Here is a 15,734-nt window from a genome sequence, read left to right as displayed (position 1 = left end):
CCGCGAGCCGCAGCGGCTCGCACAATAGAAAGGATGCCATCATGGCTAAGCTTTCCAAGGACGAGCTGATCGAGGCCTTCAAGGAGATGACCCTCATCGAGCTCTCCGAGTTCGTCAAGGAGTTCGAAGAGGTCTTCGAGGTCACCGCCGCCGCTCCCGTGGCCGTGGCCGCCGCCGGTGCCCCTGCTGAGGGCGCTGCCGCCGCCGAGGAGAAGGACGAGTTCGACGTCGTGCTGGAGGACGCCGGCGCTAAGAAGATCGGCGTGATTAAGGCCGTGCGCGAGATCGTCTCCGGCCTGGGTCTGAAGGAGGCCAAGGAGCTGGTGGAGTCCGCTCCCAAGGCTATCCTTGAGGGCGCCAACAAGGATGACGCCGAGGCCGCTAAGACCAAGCTGGAAGACGCTGGCGCAAAGGTCTCCCTGAAGTAATCCTCCCAGGGTTTTTGAGCCCGGTTCCTCCCGCTGCGGCGGCGAGGGCCGGGTTTTTCTTGCGCCTGAGCCATCTTGTGAGGTGTCTTTCCCTTGAGGGTCACATGTGTCTAAAGTAGCTTAAGTCTCGGTTGTGTAGAAGCTAACTCGGTGGAGGGGCCCGGAATGAACGATAAAAAGAACCTCAACCCCTTCCGGCAGCCCGATTACCGCCGGTGGTTCCTCGCGGAAACCTTTTCGGAGTGCTCCGCGAGCATGGGCCTGGCCATCACCCTGGTTCTGGTTCAGGTCACGAGCTCTATTTCTGTAGCGGGGGTGATCGGCGGGGTGTCGAGCGCGGTGGCTTTGGCCGCGACTCTTCTCGGCGGGGCCTGGGGCGATGCCTACGATCGGCGTCGGTTGTTGCAGGGGGCGGGGACGGTATCGCTGGCGGTCAACCTCGTTCTTGCCTGTGTGCTGTTCCTCGGTGACTTTCCCGGGGCCGCCGTGGCGGTGGCCGCGCTGTGCGTGCTTGTTCAGGCGGCCGTTTCTTTTTGCGACCCGGTGGTGGATGCCTCGCTCAAGCAGATCATCACTCCTGAGCAGTTTCCCGCGCGATGAGCGCCGCGCAGGCGCGTTCCTCGGTGCTTTCCACGGCGGGATCGCCGGTGGCGGGGTGGCTCTATGCCTTGGCGGCCGCCGTTCCCTTTGCGCTCCGGGCGGTTTTGGACACCGCCTTTGTTCTTATGGTTCGTGCTATCCACGTGGATCTCGGGCCGCGTGGCTCCGGCGTGCCACGGCGCACGAGGCGGTGGGGCGTGGTGCTTTCTTTTGCCGAGGGCTGGCGGCATCTGCGGTCTCGCCCGGAGCTTTTCCGGCTTCTGCTCTGCGCGCCGCTGCTGAATCTCACGGTTTTTGGGACCATGAGCTGGGTGGTCTATCAGCTCACGCGGGACGGGTATAACCCGGCGGTGGTGGGATTGACCTCGGCGGGCTTCGCGGTGGGCGGGGCGCTGGGAGCGATGATCGCCCCCGCGTTGACCGATCGGGTGCGGGCGGGAGCCGTGGTGATCGTGGGCCTGGGGTTTTCGGTGGCCGTGTTATCCGCGATGTATGTGGTGCCGCGCGATCCCTGGCTGTTGATGGCGCTGGCGGCGTTGTCCATGATCCTTTCTCCGGCGTTAAACGGCGCTCTTTTCGGCTATGTCTTTTCCGCTACGGGAGAGCAATTACAGAGCAGGGTGATGGCCACCTTTTCTATCCTCGGGGGATTGGCCACCACCCTGGCCCCGATCCTGGCCAGCCAGGCGGTGGCTCACGGGCAGTCGCGGTTGCTGGGGGCCGCCCTCGGGATTATCGGTGCGGCGGGGGTGGCATGGATTGCCTCCTCGCCGCAGGTGCGGCGCCTGGCGCTGTGAGGGGTGTTGCCGAGGGTGCCGTCGAGGGCATTACCGGTGGGGCCGTGAGACTTCCGTAATAAAGGTGGCGGCCGGTGATTATTCAGTGATTATTCTTGGGTGAGAGCACCGGCTTAAGCCGGTGCGGGTAACATCGCGGTCATGCTTCCTACCTCTCGCGTTGTTTCTGTTCTGCTCATGGGTGTGGGGGCGGCGCTTTTCATCGCGGGCCTGGTGGCTCCGCGCGTGGTGGATCAGGAGGCTCGGCTTCCGCTGGACATCGGGGAACTCACCTGGACGCTGCTCGACGAGGCTGCCGAATCAATGGTGCTGGCGGATCCGCAGCGTCCGGTGGTGACCACTCCCGTGGTGCGTCAGATGCACACGACCTTGGAGGAGCCCTCCACACAGGATCGGGTGATGGTGCGGGTGGGCACGAGCCAGCTGCGGGAGAGCCAGCAGGAGGAGAAGGATCGCCTCATGTCCGCCCAGGTGTGGAGCTATGAGGTGGATCGCAGCACGGGGGCGGCCACGGGGCCCGCGGTGCTGAGCCAGCAGCTTGCCAGCCCCACCACGGAGGTGGCGGGGCTGGGCTCGTGGTGGAAGTTCCCCTCCGAGGTGGAGCGGCGCTCCTACGATGCTTTCGACGAGACCTTGCGGGCCTCCGCTCCGGCGGAGTTCCAGGGGGCCGAACAGCGCGATGGGCGAGAGGTTTATCACTTCCGGCAGGTGATCGAGCCCACCAATGTGGCCCAGCTTTATCCGGGTGTGTTTAATACCACCGATTTCCCGGAGGGGGAGGGCGGCGAGGACGGGCGTGGCTTCCTTTTCCATTCGGCCACGCGGGATTATTATGTGGATCAAGTTTCCGGCCTGGTGGTGGATCTGCATGAGCGGATTGATGATTATTACGGCACCGCAGACGGCGCGAAGCGGGAGCAGGTTTTAGCGTTTGAGGGTGGCCTCGTGGAGGGGCAATCTGAGCAGTTGTTGGCGGCGGCACAGAAAGTGGCGCGGCAGGGACATCTGGGAGTATGGTCCTGGGCCGGGATCGTCGTGGGCGTGGTGCTCATGGTGGTAGGGGCGCTTGGCGCCCTGCGGCCCGGGGCGGGCGGAAGGCGACGCCGCGCCGAAGGGGCGTCGTAAAGCTCCCGGCGGGGAGTGACCGCTCCGCAGGGCCTGCGGTAAGCCTTGCGCACCGGCTGCAAGTGGTATAGGCTGTTTCGTTGCGCTGGAATCCGTCTCTGGGGCACTGGGTAACCTTGATCGGTTGGTGAGAAAAAGCCAATTTGACAAGGTGATTTTGTGCTATTTAGGGGCGGGTGTCCACAGCAGTGAAAATGCTAAAATTACCAGCGGATATGTCGGTTGTTGGCCCATGCAATCGGCGGTCCGCGTGAGGTGCTGGAAGGACCCATCTTGGCAGTCTCCCGCCAGACCAAGTCAGTGGCCGATACCCCCGGAGCTCCGAAGCGTTACTCCTTTGCTAAGTACTCGGAGCCTATTGAGATCCCGGGTCTCCTTGACGTGCAGCGTGATTCCTTTGATTGGCTCGTCGGCACGCCCGAGTGGCGCGCGCGCCAGCAGGAGGAGCGCGGCCCCGAGGCGCGCATCACCAGTGGTCTTGAAGATATTCTTGATGAACTCTGTCCGATTCAGGATTACTCCGGCAACATGTCGTTGTCCCTGTCGGAGCCTCGCTTTGAAGAGGTAAAGAACTCCATCGAGGAGTCCAAGGACAAGGATATTAACTATTCGGCTCCGCTGTACGTCACGGCCGAGTTTATTAATAACGATACCCAGGAGATCAAGTCCCAGACCGTGTTCATCGGCGATTTCCCGATGATGACGGACAAGGGAACGTTCATCGTAAACGGCACGGAGCGCGTGGTGGTCTCGCAGCTCGTGCGTTCTCCCGGCGTGTATTTTGACCAGACCATTGATAAGTCCACGGAGCGTCCCCTGCATTCCGTGAAGGTCATTCCTTCGCGCGGCGCATGGCTGGAGTTTGACGTGGACAAGCGCGATGCCGTCGGCGTGCGCATTGACCGCAAGCGCCGCCAGCCGGTGACGGTGCTGCTCAAGGCTTTGGGGTGGACGGCCGAGCAGATCCGGGAGCGCTTTGGCTTCTCCGAGATTATGATGTCCACGCTGGAGAATGACGGCGTGGAGAACACCGACCAGGCTCTCCTGGAGATCTACCGCAAGCAGCGCCCCGGCGAACAGCCCACCCGTGAGCTGGCGCAGTCCCTGTTGGATAACGCCTTCTTCCGCGCGAAGCGCTACGACCTCGCCAAGGTGGGTCGGTACAAGGTCAACCGCAAGCTCGGCCTGGGTGGGGATCACGATGGCCTGATGACGCTGACGGAAGAGGACATCGCCACCACCCTGGAATACCTTGTGCGCCTGCACGCGGGGGAGCGGACGATGACCTCTCCCACCGGCGAGGTCATTCCGGTGGCCACCGATGACATCGACCACTTTGGTAACCGCCGCCTGCGCACCGTGGGCGAGCTGATCCAGAACCAGGTGCGCGTGGGCCTGTCCCGCATGGAGCGCGTGGTGCGCGAGCGAATGACCACCCAGGACGCGGAGTCCATCACGCCGACCTCGCTGATTAACGTGCGCCCGGTCTCGGCCGCGATCCGCGAGTTCTTTGGCACCTCCCAGCTCTCGCAGTTCATGGATCAGAACAACTCCCTGTCCGGTCTGACGCACAAGCGCCGCCTCTCCGCCCTGGGCCCCGGCGGCCTTTCCCGCGAGCGCGCGGGCATTGAGGTGCGCGACGTGCACCCCTCGCACTACGGTCGCATGTGCCCCATCGAGACGCCCGAGGGCCCGAACATCGGCCTGATCGGCTCCTTGGCCACCTACGCCCGGGTGAATCCCTTCGGGTTCATTGAGACGCCGTACCGCAAGGTCGTCGATGGCAAGGTCACCGACGAGGTGGAGTACCTCACCGCCGACGAGGAGGATCGCTTTGCCGTGGCCGAGGCCTCCACGGAGGTGGACGCCGAGGGCACCATCACGCAGGGGCGCATCGAGGTGCGCGTGAAGGACGGCGATATTCAGGTGACCAACGCCCAGGGCGTGGACTACCTGGACGTCTCCCCGCGCCAGATGGTGTCCGTGGGCACCGCCATGATTCCCTTCCTGGAGCACGATGACGCCAACCGTGCCCTCATGGGCGCGAACATGCAGAAGCAGGCCGTGCCGCTGCTGCGCTCCGAGGCCCCGCTGGTGGGCACCGGCATGGAGTACCGCGCGGCCTACGACGCGGGCGATCTGGTGATCGCGCCGCGCGCGGGCGTGGTGGAAAACGTCTCCGCGGACTTCATCACCGTCATGGACGATCAGGGACAGCGCGATACCTTCATGCTGCGCAAGTTCGAGCGCACCAACCAGGGCACCTGCTACAACCAGACCCCGCTGGTGACGATCGGGCAGCGCGTGGAGGCCGGCGAGGTGCTTGCCGACGGCCCCGGTACTCATAACGGTGAGATGGCGCTGGGCCGCAACCTCCTCGTGGCGTTCATGCCGTGGGAGGGCCACAACTACGAGGACGCGATCATCCTCAATCAGCGCGTGGTGGAGGAGGACATCTTGACCTCCATCCACATCGAGGAGCACGAGATCGATGCCCGCGATACCAAGCTGGGCGCGGAGGAGATCACCCGGGAGATCCCCAACGTCTCCGAGGACGTGCTGCGCGACCTCGACGATCGCGGCATCGTGCGCATCGGCGCGGACGTGCGCGCGGGCGACATCTTGGTGGGTAAGGTCACCCCGAAGGGTGAGACGGAGCTGACCCCCGAGGAGCGCCTGCTGCGCGCCATCTTTGGTGAAAAGGCCCGCGAGGTGCGCGATACCTCCCTGAAGGTGCCCCACGGTGAGACCGGCAAGGTCATCGGCGTGCGCCGCTTCTCCCGCGAGGACGATGATGATCTGGCCGCGGGCGTCAACGAGATGATCCGCGTGTACGTGGCGCAGAAGCGCAAGATTCAAGACGGCGATAAGCTGGCCGGCCGCCACGGCAACAAGGGCGTGGTGGGCAAGATCCTCCCGCCGGAGGACATGCCCTTCATGGCCGACGGCACCCCCGTGGACATCATCCTGAACACCCACGGCGTGCCGCGCCGCATGAACATCGGCCAGGTGCTGGAAACCCACCTGGGCTGGCTCGCGGCCGCGGGCTGGCAGGTGGACCCGGCCGATGAGAAGAACGCCGAGCTGCTCAAGACGCTGCCCACGGAGCTGTACGACGTCCCCGCCGGCTCGCTCACGGCTACCCCCGTGTTCGACGGCGCCACCAACACCGAGGTGGCGGGCCTGCTGGCGAACTCCCGCCCCAATCGTGACGGCGACGTCATGGTGGACGGCAACGGCAAGACCATGCTTCTCGACGGCCGCTCCGGCGAACCCTTCCCCTATCCGGTGTCCGTGGGCTACATGTACATGCTCAAGCTGCACCACCTGGTAGACGAGAAGATTCACGCCCGTTCCACCGGCCCGTACTCGATGATTACCCAGCAGCCGCTCGGCGGTAAGGCCCAGTTCGGTGGCCAGCGCTTTGGCGAGATGGAGGTGTGGGCCATGCAGGCGTACGGCGCGGCCTACACCCTCCAGGAGCTGCTGACCATCAAGTCCGATGACGTGATGGGCCGCGTGAAGGTGTACGAGGCGATCGTGAAGGGCGAGAACATCCCTGATCCGGGTATCCCCGAGTCCTTCAAGGTGCTGCTCAAGGAGTTGCAGTCCCTGTGCCTGAACGTGGAGGTTCTCTCCGCCGACGGCACGCCGATGGAACTCTCCGGTTCCGATGACGACATGGAGGCCACGACGTCGCTGGGCATCAACCTGTCCCGCGACGAGCGCTCCGATGCCGACATAGCCTAGGCAAACCAACCCCTTTACTTTTATCCGCCATTTCAATCCCTCCCGATGGGGGAGGGGAAAGGGAGTTACGTGTTCGACGTAAACCTCTTCGACGAGCTTCGCATTGGCCTGGCCACTGCTGACGACATCCGTCGTTGGTCTAAGGGCGAGGTTAAGAAGCCGGAGACCATTAACTACCGTACCCTCAAGCCGGAGAAGGACGGCCTGTTCTGCGAGCGCATCTTTGGCCCCACCCGTGACTGGGAGTGCGCCTGCGGCAAGTACAAGCGCGTGCGCTACAAGGGCATCATCTGCGAGCGCTGTGGCGTGGAGGTGACCAAGTCCAAGGTGCGCCGCGAGCGCATGGGCCACATCGAGCTCGCCGCACCTGTCACCCACATCTGGTACTTCAAGGGCGTTCCTTCCCGCCTGGGGTACCTGCTGGATCTCGCGCCCAAGGATCTTGAGCGCATCATCTACTTCGCGGCGAACATCATCACCTCGGTGGACGAGGAGGCGCGCCACGCCGATCAGTCCACCCTGGAAGCGGAGATGCTGCTGGAAAAGAAGGACGTGGAGGCTGACGCCGAGTCCGACATCGCCGAGCGCGCCCAGAAGCTAGAAGAGGACCTCGCCGAGCTGGAGGTCGCCGGTGCCAAGGCCGACGCCCGCCGCAAGGTGCAGAACGCCGCCAACAAGGAGATGCAGCACATCCGCGAGCGCGCCGAGCGCGAGGTGGAGCGCCTGGAGGAGATCTGGCAGACCTTCATCAAGCTCGCCCCGAAGCAGATGATCATCGACGAGACCATCTACTCCGAGCTGGTGGACCGCTACGAGGATTACTTCACCGGCGGCATGGGCGCCGAGGCGATTCAGACGCTGATCCGCAACTTTGACCTGGACGCCGAGGCCGAGGATCTGCGCGAAATCATCAACAACGGCAAGGGCCAGAAGAAGATGCGCGCCCTGAAGCGCCTGAAGGTCGTGGCGGCCTTCCAGCGCTCCGGCAACGACCCCGCCGGCATGGTGCTGGACGCCATTCCGGTGATCCCCCCGGAGCTGCGTCCGATGGTGCAGCTCGACGGCGGCCGCTTTGCCACCTCGGATCTCAACGATCTCTACCGCCGCGTGATTAACCGCAACAACCGCCTCAAGCGCATGATTGATCTGGGTGCGCCCGAGATCATCGTGAACAATGAGAAGCGCATGTTGCAGGAGTCCGTGGACGCGCTGTTCGACAACGGCCGTCGCGGTCGCCCCGTCACCGGCCCGGGCAACCGCCCGCTGAAGTCCCTCTCCGACCTGCTCAAGGGCAAGCAGGGCCGCTTCCGCCAGAACCTCCTGGGCAAGCGCGTCGACTACTCCGGCCGTTCCGTGATTATCGTTGGCCCCCAGCTCAAGCTGCACGAGTGCGGCCTGCCCAAGCTCATGGCGCTGGAGCTGTTCAAGCCCTTCGTGATGAAGCGCCTGGTGGAGCACGATTACGCGCAGAACATCAAGAGCGCCAAGCGCATGGTGGAGCGCCAGCGCCCCGAGGTGTGGGACGTGCTGGAAGAGGCCATCGCCGAGCACCCGGTGATGCTCAACCGCGCCCCCACCCTGCACCGCCTGGGTATCCAGGCCTTCGAGCCCAAGCTCGTGGAGGGCAAGGCCATCCAGCTGCACCCGCTGGCGTGTGAGGCCTTCAACGCCGACTTCGACGGCGACCAGATGGCCGTGCACCTGCCGCTTTCCGCCGAGGCGCAGGCCGAGGCCCGCGTGCTCATGCTCGCCTCGAATAACATCCTCTCCCCGGCCTCCGGCAAGCCGCTGGCCATGCCGCGCCTGGACATGGTGACCGGCCTGTACTTCCTCACCATGGACAAGCGTGAGGATGAGATCGGCGGCCAGGGGCGCTACACCCCGGCCACCGAGGAGCGCCCCGCCGAGGGTGAGTACACCTCCATGGCGGAGGCGATCATGGCCCGCGACCGCGGCGTGCTGGGCCTCCAGGCCCCGATCAAGGTGCGCATCTCGCACCTGCGCCCCCCGGAGGACGTAGAGACCGAGCAGTTCCCCGAGGGCTGGGAGCGCGGCCAGGAATGGCTGGCGGATACCACCCTGGGCCGCATCATGTTCAACGAACTCCTGCCGTGGGATTACCCCTACCTGGAGGGCGTGATGGTGCGCAAGGGCGGCGGCTCCGGCAAGATCCTGCTGGGCGATGTGATTAACGACCTCGCCGCCAAGTACCCCATGATTACCGTGGCGCAGACCATGGACAAGATGAAGGACGCCGGCTTCTACTGGGCCACCCGCTCCGGCGTGACCATCTCCATGTCCGACGTGCTGGTGTTGCCCAACAAGACGGACATCTTGGAGCGCTACGAGGACGAGGCCCGTCAGATCGAGCGCAAGTACTGGCAGCAGGGTGCCTTGACCGAGCGCGAGCGCTACGACCGCCTGGTGGAACTGTGGCAGGCCGCCACCAACGAGGTGGGCGAGGCCGTGGAGAACCTCTACCCGGACGATAACCCGATCCCCATGATCGTGAAGTCTGGTGCCGCCGGTAACATGCGCCAGATCTGGACGCTGGCCGGCATGAAGGGCATGGTGGTGAACTCCAAGGGCGATTACATCACCCGCCCGATCAAGACCTCCTTCCGCGAGGGACTCTCCGTGCTGGAGTACTTCAACAACTCCCACGGCTCCCGCAAGGGCCTGGCCGATACCGCCCTGCGCACCGCCGACTCCGGTTACCTCACCCGCCGCCTGGTGGACGTGGCCCAGGACGTCATCGTGCGCGAGGAAGATTGCGGCACCCGTCAGGGCGTGCGGGTTCCCGTGGCGTTGGCCGCTCCCGGCACCGAGACGGGCTACCGCGCTCACGAGTTCGTGGAGACCTCCGTGGCGGGCCGCGTGCTGGCCACCGACGTCAAGAACGCCGAGGGCGAGGTGCTGCTGGAAGCCGGTGCCGATCTGACCGAGGCCACCGTGGCCGGGCTGGTCTCCGCAGGTGTGGAGTGGGTCAAGGTGCGCTCCGTGATGACCTGCCAGACCCCCACCGGCGTGTGCGCCAAGTGCTACGGCAAGTCCATGGCCTCCGGTCACCTGGTGGACATCGGCGAGGCCGTGGGCATCGTGGCCGCCCAGTCCATCGGCGAGCCCGGCACCCAGCTCACCATGCGTACCTTCCACCAGGGTGGTGTGGGTGGCGACATCACCGGCGGCCTGCCGCGCGTGCAGGAACTCTTTGAGGCCCGCGTGCCCAAGAACCGCGCGCCCATCGCGTCGGTGGCGGGTACCATTCACCTGGAGGACGAGGGCAACTTCTACACGCTCACCATCACGCCGGACGACGGCAGCGATAACGTGGTGTATGAGAAGCTCTCCAAGCGCCAGGGCCTGGCCCAGGTGCGCCGCCCCATGGAGTCCAACCCGGACGCCATGATCGAGCGCGCCCTGCGCGAGGGCGATCACGTGGAGGTGGGCGAGCGCCTGCTGCGCGGCCCCGCCGATCCGCACGACGTGCTGGAGGTGCTTGGCCGACGTGGCGTGGAGAAGCACCTCATCGACGAGGTGCAGGCCGTGTACCGCACGCAGGGAGTGGCGATCCACGATAAGCACATCGAGATCATCATTCGCCAGATGCTGCGCCGCGGCACCGTGATCGACTCCGGCTCCACCGAGTTCCTGCCCGGTACCCTCGTGGATCTCTCCGAGGCCAAGGCCGCCAACGCCGAGGCCCTCGCCGCCGGTGGTAGCCCCGCCGAGCTGCGCAGTGAGATCATGGGTATCACCAAGGCCTCGCTGGCCACGGAGTCCTGGCTCTCGGCGGCCTCCTTCCAGGAGACCACCCGCGTGCTGACCGACGCCGCGATCAACAAGCGCTCCGACAAGCTCATCGGTCTGAAGGAGAACGTGATCATCGGTAAGTTGATCCCGGCCGGCACGGGTATCTCGCGCTACCGCAACATCACGGTCACGCCCACCGAGGAGGCCCGCAACGCCGCCTACGCGATCCCCACCTACGGGGAGGCAATCTACGGCGACGACGGCTTCGGTGAGTTCACCGGCGCCTCCGTGCCGCTGGAAGAGGCGTTTGAGTTGTAGGATCTAGAGTCCCCGGCGGCTTGAGGCCCGCTTCCTCCCGAGAAGGGAGGGGCGGGCCTTTGGCTTTTGGGCTGTAGGGGCGCTATTCCAATCCGAGCAGGTTTCGACTCTCGGCCGTGAGACCGTAGCGCAGGGGACGTTCGCCACGTAGTTCTACGAGGCCACGCTCCTGGAGCCGGGTTGTCCAGCGGCGTGTTTGTCGATCCCCGGTGGGGACGTACTCCACCACGGTTCGATGGAGTATTCCGCTCTCGGAATTAAAGAGGTGAGCCTGCCCCAGAACAAAGAGGATGGCCATCTCTTGTTCCTCAAACCGATTGCTGAGTTGCTCCACGGAACTCCACAGGGTGTCGAGGGACTGTTTTCTTTCGCTTATCTCCGCGCTGAGGTTGCGCTGTGCTGTGTGTACGAGATGGAGCAAACGGCAGGCGAAGATCGTGCCGTCCGCGTGATTGAGGGGATTTTCTGTCTCAAGAAACGCCTTGTAATACACCTCCTTATTTCGACTCAGAGTGCGGGACAGGGAGAGCGCGGTGGGGGCGGAGAGCACCTGGGTAAGACATAAGCCGAGGAGGTAGCGGCCCAGGCGACCGTTGCCGTCATAAAAGGGGTGGAGGTACTCGAACATGAAGTGGCACATCAGAGTACTCACCAATGGAGCCGGTGATTCATGGTCATTCATGCTGTGCAGCATGGCCCCAAGCCCCTCGATGATTGCGGACTCCGGGTGCACGCCTCGGTGGACTTCTTTGGTGCCGTTACTGACGTACACGCGATTGGCACGGAACAGACTGCCGTCCGGGTGATCCTCTTTGGAAATCTCGTCGAGCATGAGGCGGTCGTAGAGGGCCCGTATTTCCTCCGGGGTTTGGGGTAAGGTGACGTCCTTGGAGAGGGTGTCAAGGTAGAGCCGCACTGCTTCTCGGAAGCGCGTTGTGGTGGGGTCGGTTGACTCCGCAGCGTTCAACGCCGCAGTGAGTTCCTTGCGGGTGGAGTGTATTTGCTCAATGGCGTTTGTTGCCATTACCTCCTCGACGATGAGCGAACGCAAATAATGGTGCTGTGCGGCACCGTTGAGTTCGTTCCACTGGAGGGCGATGGTGCGTTCGGTGTTCAGAATCTTCTCGGTGTAGGCGTGGACGTCAAGGCTTAAGACACAGAAGAGTTGTTCATCTCCTACGTGAAATGGCCAATGGAGAGTGGAGTCTGAGTGGCGTCGCTGCTCTAAGAGTTTGGTAGCAGCGTGGGGACCGTTCGCATGGAACTCAGTCTTGAGGCTGCGATAGGTCATGAGGACTCCTTGGGAGAGGGCAATCCCTTATCCGACATATCACCCAGATATGTCGGATAAGGAGGGCGTGGGCAGAGTATAACCGGACATATAGGGGTGATGTGTCAGATTGGGGGATCCCATGCGGGTGCAAGGGCTGGCTGCATTTGCCTTGGCCCCCAATGAACCTGTACCCTTAACCTCGTCTCCCGCCTCGCGCGGGACAATTCCCCTGACCCCTGGGCGTCGCTAAGCATGATCGGCAACCACCGTGGGTCGGCGGTGAACATGCGGCAGGGCCCCGGAGAAGAGCCCCTTTTTTTGCATGTTTGCCACATGACTGTTCAGTTCAACAGAGGATGGTTTATGCCCACTATTCAGCAGCTGGTCCGCAAGGGCCGCCACTCCAAGTCCACCAAGGTGGCCACCGCTGCGCTGAAGGGTTCGCCCCAGCGCCGTGGCGTGTGCACCCGTGTGTACACCACCACCCCGAAGAAGCCGAACTCGGCTCTGCGTAAGGTTGCCCGTGTGCGCCTGACCTCCGGCATTGAGGTTTCCGCTTACATTCCGGGCGAGGGCCACAACCTCCAGGAGCACTCCATGGTGCTCGTGCGTGGTGGTCGTGTGAAGGACCTCCCGGGTGTGCGCTACAAGATCATTCGCGGTGCCCTCGATACCCAGGGTGTGAAGGATCGTAAGCAGGCTCGTTCCCGTTACGGCGCGAAGAAGGAGAAGTAAAGCACCATGCGTAAGTCCCGAGCACCGAAGCGCGAAATTATCAAGGATCCGGTTTACGATTCCGAGCTGGTCACCCAGCTGGTGAACAAGGTTCTCCTTGATGGTAAGAAGTCCACCGCCCAGCGCATCGTGTACGGCGCGCTGGAGAAGTGCCGCGATAAGACCGGCACCGATCCCGTGGGCACCCTGGAGAAGGCCCTGGGCAACATCCGCCCCGACCTGGAGGTTCGTTCCCGCCGCGTGGGTGGCGCCACCTACCAGGTGCCGGTGGAGGTCAAGCCGGGCCGCTCCAACACCCTGGCCCTGCGCTGGTTGGTGACCTTCACCCGTCAGCGCCGCGAGCACACCATGATGGATCGCCTGGCCAATGAGATCCTGGACGCCTCTAACGGCCTGGGCGCTTCCGTGAAGCGCCGCGAGGATACGCACAAGATGGCCGAGGCCAACCGCGCCTTCGCTCACTACCGCTGGTAGTCCTAGCGAGCGTTGCCAGGAATATGAGGACGGCCCTTTCCGTGAGATTGTCCCTGCGGTGCCCCGTGCCCGCCCGCGTTGTGCGAGGCGGCGCGCCCGCCCGGGGACAAGCCTTGCCGTGAGGGCCGTTTTCGTGCGCGCGCTACCTGCGCGCGGGGGCCGTCGATAAGCGGGAGAGCATGGCGCCGTGCTGCGCCATGCCTGCGGCGGCAAAGAATGGCACAATTGAACGAGAATTATCCACCCGGCACGCCCCCGTGCCGTGCTGCCCTGGAACAGGGGAGCGGCGCGGGGCCGTCCACAACGTTGAAGTTGGGGTATGACTGTGGCACAAGAAGTGCTTAAGGATCTCAAGAAGGTCCGCAACATCGGCATCATGGCGCACATTGATGCCGGTAAGACCACCACCACCGAGCGCATCCTTTTCTACACCGGTATTAACCGCAAGGTGGGCGAGACGCACGACGGCGCCTCCACCACCGACTGGATGGAGCAGGAGAAGGAACGCGGCATCACCATTACCTCCGCCGCCGTGACCTGCTTCTGGGAGGGCCACCAGGTCAACATCATTGATACGCCGGGCCACGTGGACTTCACCGTGGAGGTGGAGCGCTCCCTGCGCGTGCTCGACGGCGCCGTGGCCGTGTTCGACGGCAAGGAGGGCGTGGAGCCCCAGTCCGAGCAGGTGTGGCGCCAGGCCACCAAGTACGACGTCCCGCGCATCTGCTTCGTGAACAAGATGGACAAGCTCGGTGCGGACTTCTACTACACCGTGGGTACCATCGTGGATCGCCTGGGCGCGAAGCCCTTGGTGATGCAGCTGCCCATCGGCGCGGAGGATGACTTCGAAGGCGTGGTGGACCTCATCAACATGCGCGCCATCGTGTGGCCGGGCAAGGTTGAGGTGGGCGCCGAGCCGGAGTACCAGGAGATCCCCGCCGACCTTCAGGAGAAGGCCGAGGAGTACCGCGAGAAGCTGCTGGAGGCCGTGGCGGAGTCCGACGAGGCCCTCATGGAGAAGTACTTCGGCGGCGAGGAGCTGACCGTTGAGGAGATCAAGGCGGCCATCCGCAAGATGACCGTGAACTCCGAGGTCTACCCGGTGTTCTGCGGCACCGCCTACCGCAACAAGGGCGTGCAGCCGCTTCTCGACGCCGTGGTGGACTACCTGCCCACGCCCCTGGACGTGGGAGAGGTGCACGGCCACCAGGTGGGCGACGAGTCCGTGGAGCTGACCCGCAAGCCCTCCGACGATTCCCCGCTGTCCGCCCTGGCCTTCAAGATCGCCTCCCACCCGTTCTTTGGTCGCCTTACCTTCGTGCGCGTGTACTCCGGCACCATGGAGCCGGGCGAGCAGGTGCTCAATTCCACCAAGGGTAAGAAGGAGCGTCTGGGCAAGCTCTTCCAGATGCACGCCAACAAGGAAAACCCGGTGGACTTTGCCCACGCCGGTAACATCTACGCCGTGATTGGCTTGAAGGACACCACCACGGGTGACACCCTCTGCTCCCAGAGCGATCCGATCATCCTGGAGTCCATGGACTTCCCGGATCCGGTGATCAAGGTGTCCATCGAGCCCAAGACCAAGTCCGATCAGGAGAAGCTGGGTGTGGCCATCCAGAAGCTCTCGGAGGAGGATCCCACCTTCACCGTGGAGCTGGACGAGGAGTCCGGCCAGACCGTGATCGGCGGCATGGGCGAGCTGCACCTGGACGTGTTCGTGGATCGCATGAAGCGCGAGTTCAAGGTGGAGGCCAACGTGGGTGCCCCGCAGGTGGCGTACCGCGAGACCATCCGCAAGGCCGTGGAGAAGCTGGAATACACCCACAAGAAGCAGACGGGTGGTTCCGGCCAGTTCGCCAAGGTCATCATGGCCTTCGAGCCCTACGCTCCCGCCGAGGACGAGCTGGAAGAGGGCGAGTCCGCGACCTACAAGTTCGAGAACGCCGTTACCGGCGGCCGCGTGCCCAAGGAGTACATCCCCTCTGTGGACGCGGGCGTGCAGGACGCCATGCAGTACGGTTACCTGGCGGGCTTCCCGCTGGTGAACGTCAAGGCTACCCTGCTCGACGGTGCCTACCACGAGGTGGACTCCTCCGAAATGGCCTTCAAGATCGCCGGTTCTCAGGCGCTCAAGGAGGGCGTGGCCAAGGCCAAGCCGGTGCTGCTGGAGCCGCTCATGGCGGTGGAGGTGACCACGCCCGAGGAGTACATGGGCACGGTCAATGGCGATATTAGCTCCCGCCGTGGCCAGGTATATGCGATGGAGGATCGCTCCGGCGCCAAGGTAGTGAAGGCCAAGGTGCCGCTGTCCGAGATGTTCGGCTACATTGGTGATCTGCGCTCCAGCACCGCTGGCCGCGCGAACTTCTCCATGGTCTTTGATTCTTATGGCGAGGTGCCCTCCAGCGTCGCCCAGAAGATCATCGAGGAGCGCAACGGCACCAAGTAAGCCTGTGCTCCGGTGGTGAGGTGCTCTCG

The 15,734-nt window shown here is 63.9% G+C and carries 10 protein-coding genes; 9 read left to right on the top strand and 1 reads right to left on the bottom strand.

The window, feature by feature from the left end:
- The first annotated feature begins 41 nt into the window (after positions 1–41).
- The 6 genes from rplL (at position 42) to Cocul_RS05465 (ending at position 10,771) form a co-directional block, all read left to right on the top strand.
- On the top strand, positions 42–428 hold the full coding sequence (rplL, locus tag Cocul_RS05490) for a 50S ribosomal protein L7/L12 (RefSeq protein ID WP_055122287.1): 387 nt from the start codon (positions 42–44) through the stop codon (positions 426–428).
- 165 nt (positions 429–593) lie between these two features.
- The gene (locus Cocul_RS05485) at positions 594–1,028 is read left to right on the top strand and encodes an MFS transporter (RefSeq protein WP_055122286.1); all 435 of its coding nucleotides are present in this window, start codon (positions 594–596) and stop codon (positions 1,026–1,028) included.
- Positions 1,025–1,825 carry an MFS transporter gene (locus Cocul_RS05480; RefSeq protein WP_055122285.1) on the top strand — a complete coding sequence of 267 codons (801 nt, stop codon included), beginning with the start codon at positions 1,025–1,027 and terminating at the stop codon, positions 1,823–1,825. The genes Cocul_RS05485 and Cocul_RS05480 overlap by 4 nt, the downstream gene beginning before the upstream one ends.
- Before the next feature lie 141 nt (positions 1,826–1,966).
- Positions 1,967–2,950 carry a cell envelope lipid trafficking protein PgfA gene (pgfA, locus tag Cocul_RS05475; protein ID WP_055122284.1) on the top strand — a complete coding sequence of 328 codons (984 nt, stop codon included), beginning with the start codon at positions 1,967–1,969 and terminating at the stop codon, positions 2,948–2,950.
- A 255-nt stretch (positions 2,951–3,205) separates the two neighbouring features.
- Complete coding sequence (gene rpoB / locus Cocul_RS05470) at positions 3,206–6,700, top strand: DNA-directed RNA polymerase subunit beta (protein ID WP_082422186.1); 3,495 nt, start codon at positions 3,206–3,208, stop codon at positions 6,698–6,700.
- Positions 6,701–6,769: 69 nt separating this feature from the next.
- Positions 6,770–10,771, top strand: a complete 4,002-nt coding sequence (locus tag Cocul_RS05465; RefSeq protein ID WP_055122282.1) for a DNA-directed RNA polymerase subunit beta' — start codon at positions 6,770–6,772, stop codon at positions 10,769–10,771.
- 82 nt (positions 10,772–10,853) lie between these two features.
- Here the strand turns inward: Cocul_RS05465 and Cocul_RS05460 are convergent, their stop codons facing one another.
- Positions 10,854–12,062, bottom strand: coding sequence for a Fic family protein (locus Cocul_RS05460; RefSeq protein WP_055122281.1), 1,209 nt, complete (start codon positions 12,060–12,062; stop codon positions 10,854–10,856).
- 345 nt (positions 12,063–12,407) lie between these two features.
- On the opposite strand from Cocul_RS05460, the gene rpsL reads away from it, so the two are divergent.
- From rpsL to fusA, 3 genes are all read left to right on the top strand, one after another.
- Positions 12,408–12,779 carry a 30S ribosomal protein S12 gene (gene rpsL, locus Cocul_RS05455; RefSeq protein ID WP_018118323.1) on the top strand — a complete coding sequence of 124 codons (372 nt, stop codon included), beginning with the start codon at positions 12,408–12,410 and terminating at the stop codon, positions 12,777–12,779.
- A gap of 6 nt (positions 12,780–12,785) precedes the next feature.
- On the top strand, positions 12,786–13,253 hold the full coding sequence (rpsG, locus tag Cocul_RS05450; protein ID WP_055122280.1) for a 30S ribosomal protein S7: 468 nt from the start codon (positions 12,786–12,788) through the stop codon (positions 13,251–13,253).
- Positions 13,254–13,578: 325 nt separating this feature from the next.
- A complete protein-coding gene (gene fusA, locus Cocul_RS05445; protein ID WP_055122648.1) occupies positions 13,579–15,705 on the top strand; it encodes an elongation factor G in 2,127 nt (708 codons plus the stop codon).
- Positions 15,706–15,734: the final 29 nt, after the last annotated feature.

It is taken from the genome of Corynebacterium oculi (assembly GCF_001412105.1).
GTDB classification, from domain to species: Bacteria; Actinomycetota; Actinomycetes; order Mycobacteriales; family Mycobacteriaceae; genus Corynebacterium; species Corynebacterium oculi.
Note: the sequence above shows the minus strand (reverse complement) of the source record. Positions and strands in the feature narration are given on the sequence as shown.

Bases quoted from the DNA above. Each gene is read 5' to 3' on its own strand.
- pgfA (WP_055122284.1), top strand. From the start codon at position 1,967: ATGCTTCCTACCTCTCGCGTTGTTTCTGTTCTGCTCATGGGTGTGGGG.
- Cocul_RS05485 (WP_055122286.1), top strand. From the start codon at position 594: ATGAACGATAAAAAGAACCTCAACCCCTTCCGGCAGCCCGATTACCGC.
- Cocul_RS05480 (WP_055122285.1), top strand. From the start codon at position 1,025: ATGAGCGCCGCGCAGGCGCGTTCCTCGGTGCTTTCCACGGCGGGATCG.
- rpsL (WP_018118323.1), top strand. From the start codon at position 12,408: ATGCCCACTATTCAGCAGCTGGTCCGCAAGGGCCGCCACTCCAAGTCC.
- rplL (WP_055122287.1), top strand. From the start codon at position 42: ATGGCTAAGCTTTCCAAGGACGAGCTGATCGAGGCCTTCAAGGAGATG.
- Cocul_RS05460 (WP_055122281.1), bottom strand. From the start codon at position 12,062: ATGACCTATCGCAGCCTCAAGACTGAGTTCCATGCGAACGGTCCCCAC.
- rpsG (WP_055122280.1), top strand. From the start codon at position 12,786: ATGCGTAAGTCCCGAGCACCGAAGCGCGAAATTATCAAGGATCCGGTT.